Source organism: Shewanella sp. SR1 (assembly GCF_020447145.1).
Taxonomy (GTDB): domain Bacteria; phylum Pseudomonadota; class Gammaproteobacteria; order Enterobacterales; family Shewanellaceae; genus Shewanella; species Shewanella baltica.
This window is the reverse complement of record NZ_JAJAEF010000012.1, coordinates 112,470-138,764: the sequence shown is the minus strand read 5'-3', so window position 1 is coordinate 138,764 and position 26,295 is coordinate 112,470. Positions and strand designations below refer to the sequence as shown.

21 protein-coding genes are annotated in these 26,295 nt (G+C 46.8%); 3 read left to right on the top strand and 18 right to left on the bottom strand.

Going from position 1 to position 26,295, the window contains the following annotated elements; translation table 11 throughout:
* Positions 1–163: 163 nt before the first annotated feature.
* From KV201_RS13235 to KV201_RS13160, 16 genes are all read right to left on the bottom strand, one after another.
* Positions 164–2,167, bottom strand: a complete 2,004-nt coding sequence (locus KV201_RS13235; protein ID WP_226059592.1) for a methyl-accepting chemotaxis protein — start codon at positions 2,165–2,167, stop codon at positions 164–166.
* A gap of 296 nt (positions 2,168–2,463) precedes the next feature.
* The gene (bfr, locus tag KV201_RS13230; protein ID WP_006080476.1) at positions 2,464–2,931 is read right to left on the bottom strand and encodes a bacterioferritin; all 468 of its coding nucleotides are present in this window, start codon (positions 2,929–2,931) and stop codon (positions 2,464–2,466) included.
* A 9-nt stretch (positions 2,932–2,940) separates the two neighbouring features.
* A complete protein-coding gene (gene bfr / locus KV201_RS13225; protein WP_106651431.1) occupies positions 2,941–3,414 on the bottom strand; it encodes a bacterioferritin in 474 nt (157 codons plus the stop codon).
* A 260-nt stretch (positions 3,415–3,674) separates the two neighbouring features.
* Positions 3,675–3,899, bottom strand: a complete 225-nt coding sequence (gene nqrM, locus KV201_RS13220) for a (Na+)-NQR maturation NqrM (protein WP_226059591.1) — start codon at positions 3,897–3,899, stop codon at positions 3,675–3,677.
* A 15-nt stretch (positions 3,900–3,914) separates the two neighbouring features.
* Positions 3,915–4,961, bottom strand: coding sequence for an FAD:protein FMN transferase (locus tag KV201_RS13215; protein WP_226059590.1), 1,047 nt, complete (start codon positions 4,959–4,961; stop codon positions 3,915–3,917).
* A gap of 98 nt (positions 4,962–5,059) precedes the next feature.
* On the bottom strand, positions 5,060–6,316 hold the full coding sequence (nqrF, locus tag KV201_RS13210) for an NADH:ubiquinone reductase (Na(+)-transporting) subunit F (protein ID WP_006080471.1): 1,257 nt from the start codon (positions 6,314–6,316) through the stop codon (positions 5,060–5,062).
* Positions 6,317–6,362: 46 nt separating this feature from the next.
* A complete protein-coding gene (gene nqrE, locus KV201_RS13205) occupies positions 6,363–6,971 on the bottom strand; it encodes an NADH:ubiquinone reductase (Na(+)-transporting) subunit E (RefSeq protein ID WP_006080469.1) in 609 nt (202 codons plus the stop codon).
* A gap of 5 nt (positions 6,972–6,976) precedes the next feature.
* Positions 6,977–7,609 carry an NADH:ubiquinone reductase (Na(+)-transporting) subunit D gene (locus tag KV201_RS13200; RefSeq protein ID WP_006080467.1) on the bottom strand — a complete coding sequence of 211 codons (633 nt, stop codon included), beginning with the start codon at positions 7,607–7,609 and terminating at the stop codon, positions 6,977–6,979.
* A complete protein-coding gene (locus KV201_RS13195; protein ID WP_006080465.1) occupies positions 7,609–8,397 on the bottom strand; it encodes a Na(+)-translocating NADH-quinone reductase subunit C in 789 nt (262 codons plus the stop codon). Before KV201_RS13195 ends, KV201_RS13200 begins: the two co-directional genes overlap by 1 nt.
* Positions 8,390–9,589 (bottom strand): NADH:ubiquinone reductase (Na(+)-transporting) subunit B, encoded by a 1,200-nt coding sequence (locus KV201_RS13190; protein ID WP_006080463.1) that lies wholly within the window; start codon positions 9,587–9,589, stop codon positions 8,390–8,392. The genes KV201_RS13195 and KV201_RS13190 overlap by 8 nt, the downstream gene beginning before the upstream one ends.
* Complete coding sequence (locus KV201_RS13185; protein WP_012588405.1) at positions 9,589–10,923, bottom strand: Na(+)-translocating NADH-quinone reductase subunit A; 1,335 nt, start codon at positions 10,921–10,923, stop codon at positions 9,589–9,591. Before KV201_RS13185 ends, KV201_RS13190 begins: the two co-directional genes overlap by 1 nt.
* A gap of 401 nt (positions 10,924–11,324) precedes the next feature.
* Positions 11,325–13,379, bottom strand: a complete 2,055-nt coding sequence (locus tag KV201_RS13180) for a TonB-dependent receptor (RefSeq protein WP_226059589.1) — start codon at positions 13,377–13,379, stop codon at positions 11,325–11,327.
* Positions 13,380–13,544: 165 nt separating this feature from the next.
* Complete coding sequence (gene luxS / locus KV201_RS13175) at positions 13,545–14,054, bottom strand: S-ribosylhomocysteine lyase (RefSeq protein WP_006080460.1); 510 nt, start codon at positions 14,052–14,054, stop codon at positions 13,545–13,547.
* Positions 14,055–14,222: 168 nt separating this feature from the next.
* Positions 14,223–15,341, bottom strand: a complete 1,119-nt coding sequence (locus tag KV201_RS13170) for a TRAP transporter substrate-binding protein (RefSeq protein ID WP_226059588.1) — start codon at positions 15,339–15,341, stop codon at positions 14,223–14,225.
* 286 nt (positions 15,342–15,627) lie between these two features.
* On the bottom strand, positions 15,628–15,948 hold the full coding sequence (locus tag KV201_RS13165; RefSeq protein WP_006080458.1) for a BolA family transcriptional regulator: 321 nt from the start codon (positions 15,946–15,948) through the stop codon (positions 15,628–15,630).
* Between the two features lie 198 nt (positions 15,949–16,146).
* Entirely contained in the window at positions 16,147–16,893 is a 747-nt protein-coding gene (locus KV201_RS13160) for an alpha-ketoglutarate-dependent dioxygenase AlkB (protein ID WP_226059587.1), read from the bottom strand.
* A gap of 175 nt (positions 16,894–17,068) precedes the next feature.
* Here KV201_RS13160 and KV201_RS13155 point away from each other — a divergent pair, with 175 nt between their 5' ends.
* Entirely contained in the window at positions 17,069–18,205 is a 1,137-nt protein-coding gene (locus KV201_RS13155) for a methyltransferase (RefSeq protein WP_226059586.1), read from the top strand.
* Positions 18,206–18,532: 327 nt separating this feature from the next.
* Positions 18,533–21,745 (top strand): DUF2339 domain-containing protein, encoded by a 3,213-nt coding sequence (locus tag KV201_RS13150; RefSeq protein ID WP_226059585.1) that lies wholly within the window; start codon positions 18,533–18,535, stop codon positions 21,743–21,745.
* A gap of 120 nt (positions 21,746–21,865) precedes the next feature.
* Here the strand turns inward: KV201_RS13150 and KV201_RS13145 are convergent, their stop codons facing one another.
* Both KV201_RS13145 and KV201_RS13140 read right to left on the bottom strand, forming a co-directional pair.
* Positions 21,866–23,164 carry an O-acetylhomoserine aminocarboxypropyltransferase/cysteine synthase family protein gene (locus KV201_RS13145; protein WP_226059584.1) on the bottom strand — a complete coding sequence of 433 codons (1,299 nt, stop codon included), beginning with the start codon at positions 23,162–23,164 and terminating at the stop codon, positions 21,866–21,868.
* Between the two features lie 199 nt (positions 23,165–23,363).
* Positions 23,364–24,776 carry a PLP-dependent aminotransferase family protein gene (locus tag KV201_RS13140; protein ID WP_226059583.1) on the bottom strand — a complete coding sequence of 471 codons (1,413 nt, stop codon included), beginning with the start codon at positions 24,774–24,776 and terminating at the stop codon, positions 23,364–23,366.
* 157 nt (positions 24,777–24,933) lie between these two features.
* Here KV201_RS13140 and KV201_RS13135 point away from each other — a divergent pair, with 157 nt between their 5' ends.
* Complete coding sequence (locus KV201_RS13135; RefSeq protein WP_006083947.1) at positions 24,934–26,268, top strand: cytochrome ubiquinol oxidase subunit I; 1,335 nt, start codon at positions 24,934–24,936, stop codon at positions 26,266–26,268.
* The last annotated feature ends 27 nt before the right edge of the window (positions 26,269–26,295 follow it).

Here is a 26,295-nt window from a genome sequence, read left to right as displayed (position 1 = left end):
TGTATATAAAAACAGTAATCAAGTGCTCGTCATCAATTTAGCGGGGATCGGGCGGGAAACCTAAAATTAAAAGGAGCCTAAGCTCCTTTTGTGAGTGCACTATGAGTGATGCCGTGATTGAGCTGATGGTCAGTGAGCAAATAGTTCACTGACCAACTCAGGCTTAAATCTTAAATTGGCCGATATTGCGAGTAAGTGCGCGGGTCATATCTTCAAAGCCTTGCAAGCTTTGCGACAAGTCCTGACTCGAAAGCAAAGACTGATCCGACAACCCCCGCACATTATCGACATTGAGCGCCACTTCCTCGGCCGCCAAGGCTTGCTGATCGATTGCTACGGTTATTTCAACCGTTTGCTGTTGGATTGACATAATCGCCGTCGCAATATCATTCAGTGCCGCTTCGACCTGAGTCGTTAGCTCTTGCCCCGCTTTCGCTTGCTCAACGCCCGATTCCATCACTTGCTCAGCCTGCAATGCGCTTTGTTGCAAGGTTTGGATAATGCCTTGAATGTTAGCGGTAGAATCTTGGGTACGCGATGCCAACGTGCGCACTTCGTCTGCCACCACAGCAAAGCCACGGCCTTGCTCACCCGCACGCGCCGCTTCAATCGCCGCATTCAATGCCAATAGATTGGTTTGTTCGGCAATGTTACGGATCACGCTCAAGACTTCACCGATTTGCTCTGAGCTATTGCGTAAGTGTTTAATCACTTTCGCCGCCGCAATCACTTGTTGCGACAGCGCTTTCATCCCTTCGGTCGCACGGGAAACAATCTGTGTACCATCGTGGGCTTGAGTTTGCGCCTTCTGGGCAAAATCATTGGCGCGCTGGGCACTGACAGCCATTTCTTGACTGGTTTGCGCCATTTGCGTTGCGGCGGTAGCAACCGTATCTATCTGCTGCTTCTGCGATGAGACCGACGACACGGCTAAGTCGCAGATCTGCCGCGCATCAATAACGCCCGTGCCAACCTCTTGGGTTAAGCTGCGCGTATCCAACAACATGTGCTGCACTTTCTCGGCAAAGCGGTTAAAGGCATCGCCAAGTTTGCCTAACTCATCTTCCCGATCCATCAGAATACGTTTTGATAAATCACTGTCACCTTCGGCGATATCTTCCATCGCATCCAATAACTTAGCTAACTGACGTCTAAAGGGCAGCAACATCAACCATACCGTCACGCCCATTAGCAGCATGATGCCTATGGCAACCATACTGGCACTCCAGAACGCAGCGGTCACTGGTGCTTCAATCACTTCGTGAGGCAACATAAAGGCTAAGTGCCACTTTTGTTTGGGATAATCGCCGCCCACAGTCACAAAGCTCACCCGCTGGGGAACGCCATTAAATGTAACATTAGCAAACCCTTGCGCTTCCCTTTGCATCTGTTGTCGTAATTCCGAAAATCCTGATGTGTCCTTAAACTGAGTATCCACTTGATTCGCCAAGGAGCCCGGCGGGAAACGCTCGGAAAAACCAGGGAAATACACTAACTTGCCTTCGTCTGTCATTAAGAAAGCTTGGCCAAAATCACGGTATTTAATCGGTGCCAGCAGGGATTTACCAATGGTATCAATCAAGATATCCATGCCGCCAATGCCAATCAGCTCACCATTCGCCGCATAAACGGGGGTTTTAACCGTGGCAGAAATTGAACCATCGTTCGCATCGACCGCTGGATCGCCAACAAAGAGCCCGGCTTGATCGATCGCTTCCTGCCACCAAGGTCGTTTGTTGGTGTAGTAATCTGGATCGCCATCGAAACGGCCATTGAGGTCAAAGTACTCGAAGGTATTGGCCGAGCCAAAAAACACCGACTTAACATCGCTATCTCTATCAGAGAAAGACTTAAAGTAACCAATAATGTCTTTGTACTGGCGATCAGCCGCGAGGTGACTGCCACGGGCGTGATACTGAGTAAACCACTTCACTAAACCCGGCTCGGCAAACACTGAATGGATCACTTGGCCCTTAGCAATAAAGTAACCGCTAATCTCATTGGCTTTTAAGGCAACTAACGCCGAAATATCCGCATCGACCTGCTTTCGCGTGTTATCACTTTCTTTCGTCACCAACAAAGCGGCGACTAAGGTAAGCAGTACAGCAAGCGCACCAACGATAGTAACCACTAACTGCAAACTTAGAGAACGTTTCATATATCCCATCAATCTTCCCGTCTGGCTGACCAACAACTTAACAATATGGCTCGCAAAAATAGTTTTACACGGTAACAATTTTTACCTGTTAACAACAGATGAAATCACCATGAAAAACGTAAATAAGTATTTGTAAAGAAAGGATATTGAACGTATAACAGGATTCGCTAAATTTAAGGCGGATTGCAGAGGATGAGTTTGTAGAGGCAAAGTTTTACAGTCAGATAGACTATATAGGGATTCGAAAAATAGGAAGCGGTAGAAATAAGATCAGCGAGTTAGCCTCGCTGATCTTGATTTAGCGATTACATCTTAGTTTGCAGGTAGTTTTGCAGCCCGACACGGTCGATAAGTCCGAGTTGTTTTTCGAGCCAATACATGTGGTCCGACTCAGTATCGTCGAGTAACACTTCGAGGATTTCGCGGGTTTGGTAATCTTGCTTCTGCTCACACAGGGCAATCACTTGGCGCAAATCGTCCGCGACCTTGTACTCGTAGGCGAGATCATTACGCAGCATCTCTTCCACATCTTTACCTATGTTCAACGCCTCACGGGCGGCAACATTGGGCGTCCCTTCGAGGAATAAAATACGCTGTACTAATTTGGCCGCATGGGCTTTTTCATCATCGGACTCATGGGCGATACGCTCATAGAGTTCATTCAAGCCCCAATCTTCGTACATGTGGGCATGGACAAAATATTGATCCATTGCCGAGAGTTCTCCCGTTAGGAGTCGATTTAACGCATCGATGACGTCTTTATCGCCTTTCATATCCCGCTCCTATTGGTCGCTAATTTGCGATTGTAGATAATTTTGAATACCGGTTAGCGTAATGAGCTCTTGCTGCGACTCGAGCCAATCTAAATGCTCTTCCTCGTCTTCGAGAATGTCTTCCAGCAGATCGCGGCTCACATAGTCTTGCTCGGCTTCACATAGGTTAATCGCATCACGCAGCAATGTAAGCTGCTCTTGCACCATGGCCAGATCGCAGTCAAGCATTTCTTGGCTATGTTCACCAATGCGAAGTTTCTCGAGTTGCTGCAGATTTGGCAGGCCTTCCAAAAACAGTACGCGCTCGATGAGCTTATCGGCGTGCTTCATATCTTGGATGGATTTTTTGTATTCGACGTGATTTAGCTTCTCAAGGCCCCAGTGCTTAAACATGCGGGCATGGAGAAAATATTGATTGATGGCGGTCAACTCACAGGTAAGCACCCGATTCAGTTGCCCAACCACTTTAGGATGACCTTTCATAAGTTACTATCCTTGGTAAGCGTGAAAAGATTGATCTAAATCAAGCTTCTAGCCTAGTACAATTCAGCAGCTAACTCAAATTATCTTTATATTTCACCTACTTAATGATAACAACCATTCTCATTTCCGCTTAGATTAGCGCGCTATCTCCCTCATATCCCAAGGATAAATTTAAGTGAATCATCTAGGCTGATATGTTTCAGGCAAAAAAATAGCCTCCAGATGGGAGGCTATTGTCGAAACAGACGATGTAGAGAATGTTAGATAATACGGTCTTTTGTTAACTTCTCACGACGCGCTTCTTCAGCGGCCATACGACGTTTACGTTTGTCACAAGGGTCATCACAATCGCACGCTTTCTCAATCCCTAGAACACCTAAACCGCCACAACTTCCTTCAACGGCTTTGTGCTTGATGAGATAACCAATCGACATGAGCAAAAAGAATAATAACAAAATCACAAATGCCGCGATAAAAGAGGTCATGGTTTACTCCAAAAACTAAATAAGGAAAGGCTTGAAGGCGTCGCTATAGTAGACCTTAAATCCGTCGCCTTGCTTTTCGATAAGCATTATCGCCAAGTGTTCCTTCTTGGCAAGCTCCAATGATGCTTCTGTGCCCAAAACCATCATAGCCGTTGCAAAACCGTCGGCCGTCATACAATTTTGATGCAATACGGTCACGGATGCTAGCTTATGATTTATCGGCAAACCGGTACGCGGATCAATTATATGGGAAAAACGTTGGCCGTCTTCCTCATAATAATTACGATAATCGCCCGAGGTCGCCATCGCCATAGTACCTGGTGAGATAACCTGCTGTACGGCTTCAGAACCGTCATCGGTTGGTTGCTCTATGGCAACGCGCCAAGAGCTACCATCGCCTTTAGCACCTTTAATGCTGAGCTCACCACCAATTTCAACTAAATACCCAGTCGCGTGGTATTTATCAAGAATGGAAGCCACTTTATCAACCCCAAACCCTTTGGCAATCGACGATAGGTCTACGTATAAATGGGCGTTGTGCTTAGTTAGACGGTTACCTTCAATGGAAAGTTCACTAATACCGGTTTTGGCTTTTGCCGCATCAATATCGGCCTGACTCGGGACCCTTGTTGGACGCTTATCTGGCCCAAATCCCCACAGGTTAACTAAAGGACCTAAGGTAATATCAAGTGCCTTATCCGTCACTTGATATAAACGTACTCCCTCTTGCACCACTTTGATGGTATCCGGTGAGACTTCAACGCTTTGCTCCAATGGCAACTGGTTGAAACGGGATAACTCTGAATCAGGGCGATATGTCGACATCTGGTCATTGACTAGCTCAAGGGCTAAATCAATTTCCGCTTGAAGTAACTGCGCTGTCGGCATCTGCTCATTCGGCACGACTTTAATATGGTAAGTCGTTCCCATAGTGCTGCCCGCTAACGAAATGACTTCGTTCTGCTTAGAACAGGCTGAAACAAAAAAGGCCAGCCCTACGAGGACTAGCCAGTTAAATGAATGCTTTAGTACTGAGGTATTGATCTTTAAGGTCTGAAACATAGTGACCTACTACTCTTATTTGGGCCCTTAAATGCAAAAGTTGCAGATGAGAGATTATCCTCAACATCTGCAACTTTTCTATCTAGGACTAATGAACATTAGCCGCCGAAGTCATCCAACAGGATGTTTTCGTCTTCGACACCAAGATTTTTCAACATACCAATTACGGCAGCGTTCATCATTGGAGGTCCACACATGTAGAACTCACAATCTTCTGGTGCATCATGGTTTTTCAGATAGTTTTCATACAATACGTTATGAATAAAACCTGTGTAACCATCCCAGTTATCCTCTGGTTGAGGATCTGAAAGTGCCACATGCCATACGAAGTTATCATTCTCAGCCGCGAGGCCGTCGAAGTCTTCTACGTAGAACATTTCACGCTTAGAACGTGCACCGTACCAGAAGCTCATCTTACGTTTAGACTGAAGACGCTTCAGTTGGTCGAAGATATGTGAACGCATTGGCGCCATACCAGCACCACCGCCAATAAACACCATTTCTGCATCGGTATCTTTCGCGAAGAATTCACCGAATGGGCCAGAAATTGTCACTTTATCGCCAGCTTTTAAGCTCCAAATATAAGATGACATCTTACCGCAAGGCAGAGTCAGGTTACGTGGTGGAGGCGTAGCAATACGCACGTTCAGCATGATAATACCGAACTCTTCTGGGTAGTTAGCCATTGAGTATGCACGGATAGTTTCTTCATCAACCTTAGATTCAAGATTGAAGAAACCGAAGTGCTCCCAGTCGCCACGGTATTGTGCAGGTACGTCGAAATCTGCATATTTAACATGGTGAGCAGGTGCTTCGATTTGAATATAACCGCCAGCACGGAATGGTACAGATTCGCCATCAGGAATTTGCAGCTTCAGTTCTTTAATGAAAGTGGCTTTGTTATCGTTAGAGATAACTTCACATTCCCATTTCTTGATACCGAAGATTTCTTCGTCAAGCTCGATTTCCATATCGTTCTTAACGTTAACCTGACAAGAAAGACGACAGCCTTTACGGGCATCACCTTTGCTAATGTGGTCAAGTTCTGTTGGCAGAATATCGCCGCCGCCAGACTTAATCACCACGCGACATTGGCCACATGAGCCACCGCCACCACACGCACTCGATACGAAGATACCGCTGTTAGCCAAAACGCCTAACAACTTACCGCCAGCACCGGTTGTAATTGCTTTTTCAGGATCGTCATTAATGCCGATCGTGATGTCACCGCTAGCCACTAACTTAGACTTAGCGAATAAAATCACTAATACCAAGATGAGGACGATAGCAGTAAACATACTCACACCGAGGTAAACCTCGAGCGGAGTAGATTTAAAAATACCAAGAATATCCATTAACTTATCCTTAGAAGGTCCAATTCAAGAAGCCGTTATGTGTCTCTTACAGAGACACACCAGAAAACGACATGAAACCTAAGGCCATCAAACCAGCGGTGATAAAGGTAATACCTAAACCACGTAGGCCGTTAGGCACGTCGGCATACTTCAGCTTCTCACGGATACCGGCCATCAATACGATAGCTAATGCCCAACCCACTCCTGAGCCGAAACCAAACACCACACTTTCGCCTAACTTGTAGTCACGCTCAACCATGAATGATACCGCACCGAAAATCGCGCAGTTCACTGTGATCAAAGGTAAGAAAATACCTAATGCGTTGTACAAAGGTGGAAAGTACTTGTCCAGTGCCATTTCCAGAATTTGAACCAAAGCCGCAATCACACCGATAAAGGTAATGAATTTCAAGAAGCTTAAATCAGCTTCAGGTGCGCCAGCCCAAGCAAGTGCACCAGGAGCTAGCAGCCCTTGATAGATAACTTGGTTTGCTGGGACAGAGATAGTTAACACTACAACTACCGCAATCCCTAGGCCCATGGCTGTGGTGACTTTCTTAGACACAGCCAAGAAAGTACACATACCTAGGAAGAAGGCCAGTGCCATGTTTTCAATGAAAACAGAGCGAATTAACAGGCTAATATAATGTTCCATCGCACTTACCCTTTTGCTTCAACTTGCTCTGGCTTATAGGTACGAATAATCCAAATCAAAACACCGATCAGGAAGAACGCACTCGGAGGCAGTAGTAGCAGACCGTTTGGTTGGTACCAGCCGCCATCAGAGATCTTGTGCAGGATTTCAACACCGAACAGAGAACCGTTACCAAACAGTTCACGTACGAAGCCAACAGCTAACAGAATTGCACCGTAACCTAAACCGTTACCGATACCATCCATAAAGCTCATCATTGGCGGTGTTTTCATCGCGTAAGCTTCGGCACGACCCATTACGATACAGTTCGTAATAATCAGACCGACGAATACCGACAACTGCTTAGAGATCTGATAAGCATAAGCCTGCAGCAATTGGTCAACCACGATTACCAAAGAGGCAATAATGGTCATCTGTACGATAATACGCACACTGCTTGGAATATGATTACGGATCATTGAGATAAACAGGTTCGAAAACGCTGTTACCGCAGTTAACGCCAACGCCATTACCAGTGCAGTTTCGAGCTTGCTCGTTACCGCTAATGCACTACATACACCAAGTACTTGTAAAGCAATCGGGTTGTTGTTGACTATAGGTCCGGTCAGAACCTGTTTCAGTTCTTTAGCGTCAGACATTAGTTGAGACCTCCATTGCGTGCTTTTTCAATGAAACTCGCAAAACCTTCTTTCCCTAACCAGAATGTCAGTGAATGTTGCACACCGTTACTCGTTAAGGTTGCGCCAGATAATGCGTCTACACCGTATTCAGTGCTAGCAACAGCTGGGTTTTTCGTTACGCTGATAGCGAGTTTACCTTGCTCATCAAATAACTTTTTGCCATGCCATTTCGCTTTCCACTGAGCATTTTGCACTTCGCCACCTAAGCCCGGCGTTTCGCCTTGCTCGTAGTAGACTAAGCTTTGCACTGTGTTTAGGTCAGCATCCATAGCAAGGAAGGCATACATAGTAGACCAAAGGCCATAACCATGGATTGGCAGAATCACACTGGTCAATTTACCTTGTTCATCACGAACGAGGTAAACCACAGCGTTATCCGCTACGCGTTTCACAGAAGCAATGTCGTTCTCAGGTACAAATGAGGTTTTCACATCACGAGACGCTTTACGTTGATCATAAGTGTCAGCATCAACACCATCAACCCAAGCACCCGTTTTCAAATCGACCAGTTTAGCTTCGATGTGTTTGCCGTATGTATCCAGAATTTGCGCTTTGGTGACCTTGCCAGCTTTAGTATCGATAAGACCAGCGGCTTCCAGAATGTACTTTTGCTTATCGAGCAGTTTATTTTCTGCTTGAGTCGGTCTCAGTAACACTGCTGCAGTAGACACAAATATCGCACAAATTAGACATAGGCCAACGACGATAAATAAGGTTCTGCCGAACGAATCTTTATTACTAGCCACGGGCAATCCTCCGCTTGATATTTGCCTGAACCACGAAGTGGTCGAACAATGGCGCGAACAAGTTAGCAAACAAAATTGCCAACATCATGCCTTCAGGGAATGCAGGGTTAATCACGCGGATAAACACAGCCATTGCACCGATCAAGATACCGTATGCCCATTTAGCTTGGTTAGTGAATGACGCTGACACTGGGTCTGTCGCCATAAACATCATGCCAAACGCAAAACCACCTAACACTAAGTGCCAGTACCAAGGCATTGCAAACATTGGGTTAGTGTCGCTACCGACAACGTTCAGCAGAGTAGAAATGGCAATCATACCGACCATTACACCGCCAACGATGCGCCATGAAGCGATACGCGTGTAGATGATGACCAAACCACCTAACAGAATCGCTAATGTAGACACTTCACCCACTGAACCTGGAATGAAACCGAAGAACGAATCCCACCAGTTTTGGTTAATTGCGTAATCTAATGTGCCCGCAGCAGCTTGGCTCAGTGCCGTCGCACCTGAGTAGCCGTCAGCCACAACCCATGAGGTATCACCCGACATGTTCAACGGATAAGCGAAGAACAGGAAGGCACGACCCGCTAGTGCTGGGTTTAAGAAGTTACGCCCTGTACCACCGAACACTTCTTTCGCCACGACCACACCGAAGGTGATACCCAGCGCCACCATCCATAATGGGATAGTTGCTGGCAGCGTTAAAGCGAACAGGATAGAGGTAACGAAGAAACCTTCGTTGACTTCATGACCGCGGATAGAGGCAAACAGCACTTCCCAGATACCACCGACGGCGAAGGTCACCGCGTAGATAGGTAGGAAGAAACAGGCGCCATACCACATTAGCGCAGGCCAGCCGGAGTTTGCCGTCAGTTCGGTACCGAACATGCTGAACAAGCTCACTTGCCATACGTCAGGGGTAGCAAAACCAGCCACTAAAGCTAATTGAGCTTGTAACCCTACGTTGTACATACCCACGAACATCGCTGGGAAAGCACAAGCCCAAACCGTAATCATCATACGTTTTAGGTCGAGGTTATCGCGAACGTGGGTTTTGCCCTTGTTCACTTTACCTGGGGTATAAAAAATTGTGTATGCCGCTTCGAATAGGGCATAAAACTTTTCGTATTTACCGCCTTTTTCAAAGTCGGGTTCAATACGTTCGAAAAAATCTTTCAAGCTCATTAGCCTTCCCTCTCGATCGTATCTAAACAGTCACGCAGATATGAACCGTAGTCATACTTGCCTGGACATACGAACGTACACAGTGCGAGATCTTCTTCATCTAACTCTAACGCGCCTAAAGTAGCAGCACCGTCAAAGTCACCTGAAATCAAGTCACGCAACAACATAGTAGGAAGAATGTCCAATGGCATTACACGCTCATAGTTACCAATTGGCACCATAGCGCGGTCTGAACCACCTGTACTGGTCGTCATACTGAACAGACGAGAAGGAGCAAGATGTCCTAAGAATGCACGAGTGATAGAATATTTGTCTGAGCCTGGTAATACCCAGCCTAAAAATTCTTTCTCTGTACCTTCTTCTAACAGACTTACTTGAACATGGTAACGACCTAAATACCCTTGTGGGCCAACGGCTGTACGACCATTCAGAACAGAGCCTGAAATCAGACGAACATTGCCATCTAAGGCTTCACCTGCGGTTAATTCAGTCATGCTCGCGCCCACAACAGTGCGTACGAGTCTTGGCTTAGCCGCTTTAGGGCCTGCGATCGCAATAACACGTTCGGTATTGAGTTCACCCGTCGTAAATAGCTGACCAATTGCTATTACATCTTGGTAACCAATATGCCAAACGGTACGTTTTGCAGAGGCAGACAATAAGAAGTGAATATGAGTACCGACTAATCCTGCAGGGTGCACACCAGCAAATTCTTCAACTTGGGAGTTTGCGGCAGGAATATCAGCGCCAGGCGCTTTACAAAGGTAAACTTTACCGTCAGTAAGTCTTGCTAAGACCTTAAGACCATTAGCAAAATCTTCTTTATGCTCACGGATCACCACAACGGGATCAGCGGCAAGAGGTTGAGTATCTATTGCGGTTACAAAAATACCAGCAGCAGAAGAGTCTACAGCAGGAACTTTGCTAAAAGGACGAGTACGCAAAGCAGTCCATAAACCTGATTCGATCAGATTGTCACGGACTAACTGCGAGTCGAGCGTATCGAGTGCAGTGGCATCATATTTAGCAAAGGCAACGCTTTCGTTTCCTTCCACTTCAATGACAACAGACTGCAGAACACGCTGGGCGCCCCGGTTAATGTCTAATATAGTACCACTGGCTAAAGCCGTATATTTAACGCCTAAATTCTTCTTATCTTCAAAAAGAACCTGGCCTTTTTGTACTTTATCGCCCACTTTGATTTTCATCGTTGGACGTAAGCCAATATACTCTTCACCCAAAGTAGCTACATGTTTAATGGCTGGGCCATTATGGATAACTTGCTCTGGTCCGCCTGCTATAGGCAGTTCCAATCCTTTCTTAATTGTAATCATATCCACAAGCACTACGTTTGAAGGAAAGACAATGCGCCGCGTTCCTGCTAAATACTTAGGTTTTAAACAAAACCTACTGCATTGAGCTAGCGCAGATTTATCACAGAAATGCGATCGCAATCACGCTGGTCGCGCGCATTTTACCCCAATTGACTTGGCATCGCCACGAAAATTATAGGTGATTTCAAACCTAAAATACGGATTGAAAAGAATCATGCGCTACGGCGTTCACCTTCCGACCTAGTGACTGATCAGAAAGAGAGAATATTACGGCCACTGGGTACTATAGCATTAATAATTAAAGATTTAATTTAGCAAAAAGTCGAAACATCCACTAAACACGGCTTAAATCGATCTTATTTGTTTCAATTGATTTAAATTCAAACGAAATAAAATTCAACTTAAAAGCGCCATTGATAACCTAAATAGCTAATACGTCCATTTTCCGATCGAATTCCGCTATTTGATGCTGTTGTGACTAATGTCTCATCTAAGAGGTTTTCTATCCGAAAATAAATCTCATGGTGACGGTTAAAATGATAATTCGCCGCTAAATCTACCCGCCATTGTGCGGCGACAGGCTGTAATTCGGCGCCAAATTGGCCCATTTCGCGCTTCGATTGATAAAAGACATTCGCATGCAGTTCATATTCGTCATATTTCATCCCTGCACTCAACTGCAGTTGCTGCTTGGGTAACCAAGCCACCCTATCGCCAGCCACGACGCAGCCTTGGATTTCATTGCAGCTATTGGTTTGATACTCAGCATTCGAATACTGATAATTCAAGGCTAAAGGTAACTGCACGCTGCCCAGTTCCCACTGATAGCCAAGATTTAGCTCAACTCCTTTGGTCAGCACATCCACGACATTGCCTTGAACCCACAATCGACTGTCGGCACATTGGGTATACGCATCGCAATTGACATGCAGATTATCAAAATCTTGGACATAGGTTTTGATGTCTGCACTAAAACGCTCGCTGACATATTGGGCGCTGACTTGATATTGCAGCGACACTTGTGCCTCTTGCTCAAGATTCCCTGCACTCGCGGCGGTCCATGAACGTCGAATATCCGTACTAAAGCGCCAATCTCCAGCATGATATAAAACGCCAAGTTGTGGCATCCAATCGCTGTCGGAAAAATCTGCCGCTTCGAGTCCGGCGTAGGCTAAATTGACCTTGCGATTGACGTCCACTTTTTCATAGGCGAGCGCGAGTTTGAGCTGCAATCCGTCCCAATTAAACAAGGAGTCGATGGCCGAAGTGAATGCCGTCGCATCATCGGTATAAGCCAACAGCGCATTGGGTGCTTCACTCACTACACTCAAGTCCTGCTGCCATAGACTCTGCTGATCGCCAAGGTGCATCTCGGCTTTATCCGTATGATAACGAGCGCTATAGCTAATTTGATGGGCGCCATACTGATTCACGGACTCAGTTTGTACCCCAAAGGAGCTGAAATCATTGTCTTGTTGTAAGGAGGCGACCGCGACGCCATCGACTGTCGGCTGCCGTTCAAATGCGGCCAGCGCAGCGAAACTCTGGGCATCGAGCATTTGCCCATCAAATTGATTGAGTTGATTTAATTGCTGCGAATAGGATTGATAGTAAAAGTCCGTGATGACCTTATGCCCACCACTAAGCGCAACTTGGTGCGACAGTTGATACTTATGGTGTCGCCCTTGATGCTTATCTCCAGCTGTGGCCGAATACAAACTCATCGGGTCTTGTTGCCAATCGGCCTGCGTTAAGCCGAGTTGGGAGCGATAGCTATCATCATCGAGGAACTGGTAGGTAAACTCAGTCACCTGTGGACTTCTGGCGCCGAGTAAACTCGCGGCGTTGATTTTAAATAAGATATCAGTGGTTTGGCGGTCAGTATCTTGACCATTGAGTAAGTGATCGGCGCCGCTACCATCGCTGTAGTTAACCGCGAGTATCATGCCGTATTCTTTTTGCTTCACGCCCCAATTCACATCGACACTGTAGTCTGAGTCGGTATTGCCTTCGAGCGTCACCTTACTGTTTTCCGCTTGCTCGGCCACAGGTAAGGTTTGATAACTCACCACCCCAAACGCCCCTTGCCCACCGACAGCCATATTCGCCATTGGCGTGACAGTGACACTCTGTTGTTGCAGCAGATTGGGTAATAGTTGTAATTGCGGTGCAGAATAAGGCGCAGGTGAGAAATACACTCTATCTTGCAATACGGCCACGCCTTGACTCGCGCTGCGCATACTAATGCTTGCTGGATTTCCGTTAAGATCTGCAGGTAAAACCGTCAAAGCCGTTAACTGGCCTAACGCTAAACTGTCAGCAGTGGAGTGGAATGTGTCATTGAACTGGTTCAGTTCAAGCATTTGACTGTGGAAATCATCGGCGAACGTTGTGTTAGAACAGGCAAGAGATACAGAAATTGCACAGAGTGATACTGTGAAGTAACGACTAGGCATACCAAGCTCCCAAAAATTTTGTTAGCGTACGGTGTTTTTGTTATTAACTTGTAAAATAGCTGAATTTGTTTGAAAAAAAAAGCGACTCTCGTCGCTTTCTCTCATTAACTTCAGGAAACTGAATTTACTGGCTAGGCACTCTTATACAAGTAAGAGTGCAAACCGTTACAGATTACCTAGAATTTCGTCGCTTAATTTCAAATCATCATTGCGATTCACACTTACGCCAGCCGCAATAATATTACGGGCGATATCTTGTGCCTGCTCTAATGAATGCATCTCATACGTACCACATTGGTATTCGTTCAGCTCAGGGATTTCAGACTGCTCAACCACTTTAAGCACATCTTCCATCGCAGCTAACCACGCATCGGCCACTTGGCGCTCAGTCGGCTCACCAATCAAACTCATATAAAAGCCGGTACGACATCCCATTGGCGAAATATCGATGATCTCAACATTGCTACCATTTAAATGGTCACGCATAAAGCCAGCGAATAAATGCTCCAGAGTGTGAATACCACGCTCACTGAGAATATCTTTATTCGGTGCGCAAAAACGTAGATCAAATACCGTAATCGCATCGCCCTTTGGCGTGCTCATGTGCTTAGCAACACGAACTGCTGGGGCATTCATTCGAGTATGATCGACGGTAAAGCTATCAAGTAATGGCATAGGGATCTCCAAATTCTCAGGGCGACATCAACGCCACTGTAACTGTCTATTTATGGCTTGCAAGCATAACACCAAATGAATTACGCCGATAACAAGATAATTTAAGATGAAATCATCTCATATAAATCAGCTGTTAATGTGACTGTGAGTGCTAAAAACAGCACGCATTTAGTGTTGTCGCTGTTGGCTGTAAGCATCCTCAGATATTTTATGATACTGGCGCACACCTTGCTCGTAGGCGTGATAGGCGGCGTACACTTTGCGCATTAAGGGATCTTGATTGGCTTGCTCTTCAATCACTTGTTTAGAGATTTTCTCAAGTTCCAACAACACTTTCGGTGGAAATGCCTCAAGCACCACCCCTTCATCATTCACTAAGGTTTCAAGGGCGGCCACGTTTCGGGTTGTGTATTCATCGAGCATATCTTGATTAATGGCTCTCGCCGCGACTTTAACTATGGCTTGTAAATCTTGAGGTAAACTCTCGAAGGCGGCTTTATTAATCAAGAATTCCATATTAGAACCCGGCTCATGCCAACCAGGGTAATAGTAGTACTTCGCCACTTTATGTAAACCGAAAGCAAGGTCGTTCAATGGCCCCACCCACTCAGCCGCATCAATCGAGCCTGTTTGCAATGCACCATAGAGTTCACGCCCCGCCATATTCACAGGAATAGCGCCGACACGCTTTAATACTTCGCCGCCCAAGCCCGGCATACGGATCTTCAGTCCCTTAAAATCGGCAATCGTATTAATCGGTTTATTGAACCAGCCGCCCATTTGCATGCCCGTATTGCCACCCGCGAGGGGAATGATGCCAAAGGGGCGATACACTTCATCCCACAACGCCATGCCACCGCCGTAGTGAAGCCAGCCGTTCATTTCTTGCGCCGTCATACCAAAGGGAATCGATGAAAAAAACTGCGCCGCGGGTGCCTTGCCTTTCCAATAATAAGAGGCGGCATGGGCCATTTGAATTTTGCCCTGACTCACACCATCAAATACGGCAAACGCTGGCATTAACTCACCCGCGCCATAAACGTGGATCTTTAACCGACCGTTAGACATGTCATTGACTAAATGGGCAAAGCGTTCTGGAGCCATACCTAAACCGGGGAAGTTTTTGGGCCAAGAGGTCGCAAGGCGCCATTCAATAGCGGGAGTAGCTTGGGGGTCATCCGTTGCGGCATGGGAAACGGCTACGCTTTGCGCGTCACTGGCTGCGGGGTTACAACCGCTCAGCCCCATCAGCAGCATTAAGATGAGGACACTCCCAAACTTACGCATTTTTAATACTCTCCCTGACATCAAACGAGCCCATGGTTCTAACAGACGTGAACATGCTCTCAGGACAGAGCTCCGCAATCGCATCACCCAAACCCTTAAAATAGAACATATTGTTAACACAGAAACGCCTATAGGGAAACCAGAAACTCGGGCAAGGAAACCAGAAAATGGCCTTAGTTTGACCTAAAACAAAAAGCCACTCGATGAGGAGTGGCCTTGGGATCTAAGCTAATTAACTTTGTAGAGCTGATTAATTAGTCTATTGATTAACTGCAATAATTTTTAATTAACCGCGACAATTTGGCGTATTAGGCACTTGTGCATTCGCATCCCATTCACTTTGAGTGAAAGTGTGAATTGACAAGGCATGCACGCCATTAGCTAGCTCATGGGCTAAGTGAGTGTTAACCAATCGATGACGGGCTAAGAGGCGTAAACCATCAAACTGCTCGCTCACGAGCACTACTTTGAAATGGGTTTCTGAATTCGGTGGTACATGGTGACGATTACTTTCGTTGATCACTTCTAAGTGCGTCGGCGAGAAGCCTTCGGTTAACTTCTGCGTGATAGTGTTAGCCACTGTGCCCTGCGCATGAGTATTGGACATATTCGAGTCTCAGAATGGTGAAATCCAGTGGCCGCAGAGTACTGCTTCAGTTGGAAAAGATCAAATTCACTTATTCGGTTTGCTGCTCTGCGACCACATTATATCTCACCTTATTTGGCAGGCAGTCAGCTGCAACAAGCAGTTAACAGTAGGCAGTTAGCAGTAGGCATTTAACAACGGGCATTTAACAACGGGCATTTAGCCATGGAAATTAACGATGAGTTGTCTAAAGGTGTAGTTCCAGCGGGGCTCTTTTATTTTCAAGCGTTTAGGTAAGCTGTGTAACCAATCGTTTTGCATGGGCCAATGCATGATCAGCAGATCGCCGCTGTGCAAACTGATGCAGTACTTGGTTTTGCTGTGTTTATGCTTAAGCACAAAATCCCGCGTGGCGCCTAAGGTAATAGACGCAATATGGCTACCATGGGCAATTTCTGGTTCATCATCGCTGTGGGCTCCCATGCAATCTTTACCATCTGCGTAGCGATTGACTAATACCCCATTGCTGGTCAATCCATAATCCCGCGTTAACTTTTCCCTCAACTTATGGGCATATTTAGGCCAAGGTAAAGCGCGGATAAACAGTCCTGAATATAAATAGTCGCAGCCCGAGTCGCCAAACCACACTTGCTGGCGGGGAATCGCGTGAAACTGACCGAAGACTTGGATTTCAGGGCGACTTAAGGGATAAGTCTGTGCTTCTTTCATCAGCGCCGCTTGCTGCTCAGCATTAAGATAACCCCGCACTAAGGTGATGGGCGGTGTGGGTTGCTCAGCTTTTTTCGAACCTTGTTCGGCCATGCTCAAACTTAACTGCAAATCAGGATCCACAGCGGCATCAAGCTCAAGTTCAAGTTCAGAAAACAAGTCAACCCTTTGGCCGCCACCTTGATTGTCACTCTGGTCACGCTGATTATTACCTTTGGCATCATCTTGCTTGTTCACCACCCTCTCCTATCCGGCCGTTTAATTACCGCTTCGTCCACAGCAGGGCTGCATTTAGGACGATACATTAGGGCTATATATTAGGGCTATACATTAACCCTTAATGCAGAGCCGTCGCACTGCGCCATGAAATCTGCGATAATCTGCGCCTTAATTTATTGGCGCAGTGTGGCACATGACAACACAATTTTCAGTAGCGGGTGTTGAACTCGAACTTTTACGGTATCCAGCTCAGCAGGAATCTAATCTTCAAGCTTGGGATGCCGCCGATGAACACTTACTCAAAAGCCTTATTGAGTCAGAGCAAGCCGCCGTGCCAACCGCCATTATCAACGACAGTTTCGGCGCCTTAAGCTGTGGTGTATCGAAACTGAATCCAAGTTGGCCACTGTGTGTTGAAACCGATGCCAGAACCAGCTTTTTAGGCACAGAACAAAACCATGGCCGCAATCAGTTGCTGCTGGATAATCTGCAATGGTTTACCAGCCGCGATACCTTGCCAGAAAACTTAGCCTTAGTATTGATGAAGTTGCCTAAGAACTTAAGCTACTTTGCCCACCAGCTAACACGCTTATCGCAAGTGTTACCCGCTGGCACTCGCATATTAGTGGCAGCCAAAGCCAAATCGATTAATGGCGCCTTGCTCGATGTCTTTGCTAAGCATTTAGGTCCAGCAAGCGCTAGTTTAGCGTGGAAAAACACCCGAGTAATTACCTGTGTCAGTGATGGCAAACCAAGACCATTAGCCAAAGAAGTGACTTGGGCCGTACCTGAATATCAACTTGAGATCAGCAACTTAAGTAATGTGTTTGCCGCCAACAAACTCGATATTGGCGCACGCATCATGCTCGAAAATTTGCCGAAAGGGGATTTCAAGTCGATTGTCGATCTCGGCTGTGGCAATGGCGTGCTGGGACTGCGAACCGCTCAGTTATTCCCTGAAGCTGATATCCACTTTATCGACGATTCCGAAATGGCGGTCGCATCAGCCAAGGCAAACTGGGCACGTAATCAATTGCCTGCAGATAAAGGCCACTTCTATTGGGACGACTGCATGACGCATCTGCCAGAAGAAGTGCAACCGGATCTGGTGCTGTGTAACCCGCCCTTCCATCAAGGTGAAGCCATTACCGATCATATCGCGTGGCAGATGTTTTTAGACGCTCGCCGCCGCTTAAAAGACGGAGGTATCTTACATATCGTCGGCAACCGCCATCTGGCTTACCATGTGAAATTGCAGCGTTTATTTAAAAACTGCACCACAGTCGCCTCCAACGGTAAATTCGTGATCCTGCAGGCGCAAAAGAAATAATCCTGCCGCTAATTCCTGCCACTATGAGTACTTTAATCAGGGCCAGCAATGTCTGGCTCTTTGTTAAACTTAACCCGCTAAAATATTGTTCTACTCCACTATCAGCACTTTGTGACACTCGCTATGGCTAGCCGAAATCCCCTGCCGCAAGTACAATCCTATTGCAAAGGTGCTTAAGTACTTAAATTCTTAAGCGCTAAATGTTTTTAAACTATTAGTTTTTAAGCTGTTTTTTTAAGCAATTAGATTCTTAAGCACGAATTCTTAAGCACTAATGGTTAAACACTAAGCTTCTACAGCAATTAGGCACTTAACTAGGATTGAGATATGCCGTTAAAGGATGACGTCGCCCAACTAAAAGCTGAGCTGGCACAATTACAGTCGCTGCATTTATCGCAGCAATCTTCACTCAGCCGCCAGTTGGCAGAATTTTCAACTAAGCTCGATACCTTAAGTCAGCAAATTGCGACTGAAGACGCCTCTGATACCAGTCTTAGTATGGCGGCAGATAGTATGACAGCGGGTGCTGCATCGATTGCGGCAGTGGTTCCCGCCACCGATAACGCGCCCACATTAACCCATGCGATACACACGCCAATCCTTGAGTCCGCTCCAGTAGCGCCAGTTCCTGTAGAACCCAACCCATGGCAGCAAAATGCTGTGCAAGGAGACCCTTGGCAAAGAAACACCAAAAATACCTCGGCAGAACAAGCTGCTAAAACCGAATACCAGGCGCAGGGCCAACAACTGAGTGATGAAGTTAAATTACAGGCAAGCGTGCAAGTGGCGAGTCAATTTGATGATCTGTTATCCCAAGGATTAGCGGCCATCATGGCGCCCTTTGGCGCCATTACCGAACAAATCAAATCCTTCTACCATCATTATCAAGCCAAGGGATTAGGGCCAGTCTTCTTGATGACAGTCGCAGGGATCATCACCCTGACCTTAGGCTTTGGTTATTTACTGCAATATTCAATCAACCATTGGTTTTCAGAACTGGGCAAAGCGCTACTCGGGTTTGTCAGCGCGAACGCTATCATAGCCGGCGGGATTTTTATTCGTCAAAAACGTGCGGGCATGGCGGACTTTGGTTCAGGGATAGTCGGATTAGGCCTTATCCTTAACTTTCTCTGCGCTTACTTTATTGGGCCATATTTTGAAATCATCCCCAATAGCGCGAGTTTTATCTTACTGTTATTGATCACTCTGGCAGGTTATGGCCTGTCGATGCGCTTAGATGCCAAAGTCATTGCCGTCATCGCCTTAGTCGGCGGCTCAACCGCGCCTATGATGCTGTTATCCCAAAGCTACGCGCCGCTGCTGTATCTTCCTTATTTACTGCTTATTGGTGCCGGCGCCCTAGCCCAGAGTCGTAAGCTAAAGTGGCCGCTATTAGTGGAAATCACCGCCCTGCTGCACATTGGCTGCATCGAAGCCTTTAGCTATTTTGTGCCATTGCCACTCACCGACTTTGGCGGCGGCAGTCTGCTGGCGCTTATCAGTATTAATGCGACCTTTTATCTCTACGGCATCACCGGCCTAATATTTCCCTATCAATTTACCCATCAAGATAAACAACCAAGCAATACGCTGAGCCATCGCATACTCGCCTTGCCAATAGCATTGCTCGCCTTTGTGTTATTCGAATTAACGCAATTTACTGAGTTCGCAGGGGAAATCTTTGCGGTTAATGCTCTAATTTGTGCAGCCCTCTATTCGCAGCTAAAAAGCCGCTTAGAGAAAGCACGCAGCGGCTTATTGTTAGTCTTTGCAGGAAGTTTTGCCGGATTCGCGGCGCTGTATTTACTAAGCCATGATTTCCTCGGCTTAGTCTTACTGCTCGAAGCCTTATTACTGTTATGGATTGGCACCAAGGAAGAGCTGGTTTCAGTGCGCGCCGAAGCCTATGTATTACTGCTAATGGGATTAGGGCTAAATGCGTTTAGCGTGCTGGATAGCATGGCACTGTTAGAATCCAGCATATTAGATGCCTTAGCGATTTCACCTTTATCGGCCTTTGGCTTTTCGCTGATAGCGCTAGCCTTAAGTTGCGCCGCCTTAATCTTTGCCATTCGACTATTAACATTCACCCATGCGCCACTTTCTGCGTTAGAACATCAGCTTTGCAGAATACTAAAAGAACTATTAAGCGGTTTTTATGTGGCGACAATTATCCTCGCGGCTTACCTTTTGAGCAGCGATTACTACCTCGCCATCTTGCCACTGGTCAGCCTATTACTGCTGTATTTAAGCGCAAAGGACAAACTCGTTATCAGCGAATTTGCCGCTTGGATCTTGCTATTACCGCTGCTCTTTAAAGTCGTTGAAGGCATAACGCTCACTGACAGTTTTAGCTTTAGCGCCCAGCCGCTTATGGCCAAACTGGCACGAATTGAGTTATTTACCGCCTTACTCTTGGCTCATTATTGGTATCGCCGCCACTATAAAGATGCCCTATTTGCTAAAGCCGCTTACAGCGTGCAAATCTGCTGTTACTTGCTGCTGCCGCTTATTTTACTGCCCAAAGTTATCCGCAACTATTGGGAATATACCGCTATCGCCCTTTGGCTGAGCACCTTTATGAGCCTAGGTTTAGCCTATTTTGTTAAGCATAAGAGTTTGAACATAGAGGCCAAAATCCTCACTTGGCTAGCGGTTATGATGACAGCCTCGCTATGTCTTATTCACGCTTGGCAAGGACTCGCGGCGCTGACCGTTGGCGCCCTGTTTATGGGCTTCACCCTGCTTAGTTATCGCCAATTACCCGAGACATGGCGCCCCTTGCTGCAGCTACAATGGCAACTGAGCCCTTATTACTTTGCACTGGTATTGGCCGTAATCGTTTATGGTTTTAATAAGTCAGAGCTAGTAGGAATAGCGATGACAGCATTAGCCTTAAGTGGTTATTTTGCATTGCTTATCCAAAAAAGTTTAAGAAAAAGAGCTGAAGGCCAAGCCTCACATAGCATGAAATTAACCCCAGTAGCCGAAATTCAAGCCGCAATAAAGGAAAGCTACCATCTCGCCTACGGCCTAACGTTAGGCTTAGCCCTGTTGCCCATCATGTTGCATTTTGAACTAACACTCGGGCTTAATAGTGATAATGCCTCGTTTGTGTTAATCGAGTTTTTATCACTAGCACTACTAGCAAGGCTTATCTTGCAGCACGGCGCAGCAATACGCTTGCATAGACGTATCTTGCCATTACAAGGACTTAAGTGGGGTTGGCATCTGTTACTCGCCTTGAGTTACTTCATGTGGAGTTATAGTTTTGATAGCATGATTGCCGCCCCACTCAGCGCGATTTTATTGGTTATCCATGGCAGTGTGTTGATGTTTATCAGCTTAAAACCACAAAATGCCGATATGATCCGCCTCGCCGCAGGGCTATTTATCCTATCGACGCTCAAGGTGCTATTACTGGATATGGCGTCCTTCGAGCTAGTGCAAAAGGTCATTGCCTTTATGCTGATCGGGGTTATTTTACTTACCGTTTCTTACTTCTACCAGAAGGCTAGAAATCGATTGCAGCAAGATTAACATCGTTTTAAAAGCACTAAAAAAGCCGCCATCGAATTAAATCAATGGCGGCTTTTTACTGTTAACGATTTAATAAATCGATGGGGTATCAGCTATTCGACATGGGCTATTCGATAAGAACTACTTGCTCACCAGTGCCTTATCGAGCGCCTGCGCCACATCATTAATGATGTCGTCAATATGCTCAATCCCAACCGAGATACGAATAAGATCTTCAGACACGCCAGCCCTTGCCAGTTCATCGGCATCGAGCTGTCTGTGTGTGGTACTCGCAGGGTGACAGGCCAAAGATTTCGCATCGCCGATGTTCACTAAACGCAGAATCATCTGCAGCGCATCGATAAAAAGTCCGCCGGCAATTTTACCCTCTTCAGGCGTGGCCGCTTTAATCCCAAAGCTAATGATCCCAGAGGCTTTGCCGCCAGTGATCTTGTGGCAATTATCCTGATAAGGGCTGCTTGGCAACGCGCCGTAGTTCACCCAACTCACCGCCGGATGCAACACCAAATATTCGGCTAATGCTAGCGCGTTTGAGCAATGGCGCTCCATTCTAAGGCTTAGAGTTTCAAGGCCTTGCAACAGTAAGAATGCGCTATGTGGTGAAAGCGCGGCGCCGGTATTACGTAGCGGTACCACACGGCAACGACCAATAAACGCAGCAGGGCCAAAGGCTTCGGTATAAACCACGCCATGGTAAGAAGGATCGGCATGGTTGAGTAAGGCAAATCTTTCCTTATTGGCGACCCAATCAAACTTGCCTGAATCGATAATCACCCCGCCAATCGTCGTGCCATGGCCACCTATGTATTTGGTTAAAGAGTGGATCACGATATCAGCGCCATGCTCAAACGGGCGACATAACACTGGGGTTGCGACCGTATTATCGACAATTAAAGGCACGCCATGCTTATGGGCAATCTCGGCTAAACGTTGTAAATCAACAATATTGCCCGCGGGATTACCAATTGATTCGCAGAACAAGGCCTTAGTTTTGTCGTCGATCAGCTCATCGAGGCCTTCAAAATCATCGAAGGCCGCCATACGCACTTCTACGCCTTGGCGCGGCAGCGTATGGGCAAACAAATTGTAAGTGCCGCCATAGAGCTGACTGGTGCTGACAATATTATCGCCAACTTGAGTCAGGGCTTGAATAGCATAGGTAATCGCCGCCATACCCGATGCCACGGCCAGTGCACCTATGCCGCCTTCTATAGCTGCGAGACGCTGCTCTAGCACGCTAGTAGTAGGATTCATGATCCGCGTATAAATGTTACCTGCGACTTTTAAGTCAAATAAATCAGCACCATGCTGGGTATCATCGAAGGTATAAGAGGTGGTTTGATAGATAGGTACCGCGGCCGCTTTTGTGGTCGCTTCTGACTCATAACCGTAGTGTAATGCCAGTGATTCAAGCTTCATTTTGCCTTCCTTCAACAGAGTGCTGTCCTTGTTCGAACTCAAAGGATTGCACAAGATTTGTGCATGTTCAACAAGCTAACAGATAGACATCTGGAAGTCTAAAACTTTTTTAACCTCAGCATTTAACTTCTGACCGAAAACCCCAAACAACAAAGCAGGCTAACATCACGGATGTAACCTAACGAGCTAACATAACGAGCTAGCGCGAATAGTTGCGGATAAGTTCGGCCAGCACTACGACAGCAGAGACTATCTCTGGCGAGCACTCGTATGAGGCATTCAAGCGCATAAAATGGCGGAACTCGACCTGATTACTAAAGAGATTTCCGGGAGCAATACTGATCCCACGCTCAATCGCCTGAGAATAAATCTGTGTAGCATCCATGTGTGCAGGCAGCGCTAACCAGAGAAAATAGCCGCCTTGTGCAAAGTTAACTCCCACAGACTCGGGCAGATGTGCGCGCAACAACTGGTACATGGCCAATTTGCGATCGGCTAACTTTTTACGTAACTGCTTCAAATGGCGCTCATATTGTGCCGACTGAATAAAGTCGGCGATGGCAAGTTGCATGGGCGCACTGGTCGATAGCGTCGACATAACTTGCAAGCGTTGTAACTGCGGCGCATGCAGTCCCGCAGCAACCCAGCCGACACGATAACCTGCAATCAAAGACTTAGAAAATGAGCCGCAGTGCAGCACCCTTCCTTCGGTATCGAAGGCTTTTACTGGCCTTGGTGCACTAGAGCCGACATAGAGTTCTTGATAAACATCATCCTCAATTAAACTGACTTTATGCTCGTTTAGTAACTGATAAAGTGCCTGTTTTTTTGTATCCGACAAGCTACAGCCTAAGGGATTTTGATGTTGACTCATCAACCAACAGGCTTTCACTGGGTAGGTTTTTAACACTTCCGCTAGCGCCTCGAGATCAATGCCCTGTTGTGGATCCGTCGCGACCGCAATGGCCTTAAGCTTAAGCCGCTCAATCGCCTGCATCGCGCCATAAAAGGTCGGTGATTCAATGACAACCCAATCCCCCGCTTGAGTTAGGGTCGCTAAACTTAAGTTCAGCGCCTCCATGGCGCCCGAGGTAATGATGATTTCATCGGGTGAAATGCTCATGCCCAATTTGGCATAACGTTGGGAAATCGCCTTACGCAGTCCCGCATTCCCCGGCGGTAAATTATCGGCGGCAAAAGACGGTGACATGTGCCGAGTGACCTTGACTAACGAGCGCGCCAACGCTTGCTGGGGGAATAAACTGGGATCGGGAAAACCTGAGCCAAAGGGCACTATTCCAGCCTGTTTTGACGCCTGCAAAACAGAGAAGACGAACTCGTTAATATCCACTTTATCAGAGAGATAGATCTGCCGCTGACGGTCGGGATAGCGAAAGGTTTCTGGCTGCGGCGCCACTAAGTAGCCAGATTTTGCCTGCGCTGTAATCACACCTTGGCTTTCCAATAGCTGATAGGCATTAAGCACTGTCATCAGGCTCAAACCCGAATCGGCCACCGTTTGACGCAGCGACGGCAACTTGTCCCCCGCCTGCCAGACACCTTGGGCTATTCGTGCCTTTAATTCCTGCGCTAACTGCTCGTACTTCGCCATCTGTTATAGCTCAATCAGTATATTCTGTGTCTGTTATAGCCAGCTTATCCCATGCTCTAATGGCACACAAGCTTTCACCGCTGGGCCAATATTAGGTTCAGTGGACACTGCATTAATGAATGCCTTTGTAACGAGACTCTTATCTCTCGAGGAAATTATGTTTGATTTTGATGCCACTGTACTTGCTAGGATCCAATTCGCTTTTACTATCTCTTTTCACATTATTTTCCCCGCCATCACTATCGGCCTCGCCACTTATTTAGCGGTATTAGAAGGCTTATGGCTGAAAACGGCGAATCAGGTGTACCAACAACTGTATCTATTTTGGTCGAAGATTTTTGCCATTAACTTCGGCATGGGCGTGGTCTCTGGCATTGTTATGGCCTACCAATTTGGTACCCATTGGAGCGCATTTTCTGCCTTCGCGGGCAGCGTAACTGGGCCGCTACTGACCTATGAAGTGCTTACCGCCTTCTTCCTCGAAGCGGGGTTTCTGGGGGTCATGCTATTTGGTCAGCAGAAGGTCGGCAAAAACCTGCATTTCTTCGCCACTTGCATGGTCGCCACGGGTACGATTATCTCGACCTTCTGGATCTTAGCTTCAAACAGCTGGATGCAGACGCCCCAAGGTTTTGAAATTGTGAACAATCGCGTTATTCCTGTGGATTGGTTTCAGATAGTGTTTAACCCTTCATTTCCCTATCGTTTAGCCCACATGACAGTGGCGGCCTTTATTTCGTCGGCTTTCTTTGTGGGCGCATCGGCGGCTTGGCATTTACTCAAAGGTAACGACACGCCAGCAATCCGTAAGATGTTGTCTATGGCGATGTGGATGGCGTTAATTGTCGCGCCGCTGCAAGCTGTGATTGGTGATTTCCATGGTTTAAATACCCTTGAATATCAGCCTGTAAAAGTAGCGGCGATGGAAGGCCATTGGCGTAATGAGGGCGATAAACCCACTCCATTAGTCTTGTTTGCCATTCCCGATATGGACGCAGAGAAAAACCACTTCAGCCTTGAAATTCCAGGGCTGGCGAGCCTGATTTTAAAGCACGATTTAAACAAACAAGTGCCAGCCTTAACTGAGTATCCCGCCGAGGATAGACCCAATGTGTTGTTAGTGTTTTGGAGTTTTAGGGTCATGGTCGGCTTAGGCCTATTGATGATTTTTGCCGGACTGTGGAGCGCTTATCTCAGACGCAAAGACAAACTCTACAGCAATAAACACTTTCTGCGTTTTGTGTTGGTGCTCGGCCCCGCAGGACTGCTCGCGACACTAGCGGGCTGGTTTACGACCGAACTTGGCCGTCAACCTTGGGTGATCCAAGGATTGATGCGCACTCAGGATGCCGTGTCTTCCCACAGCGTTACCCACCTGAGTATCAGCCTAGGGATTTTCATCGTCAGTTACTGCGGCATCTTCGGCGTGGGTTATAGCTATATGATGCGACTCATCCGCAAAGGGCCAGATATCGCGGCGACAAGCCATTAATTTTAAAGTAAATAAATCTAGTTTTAC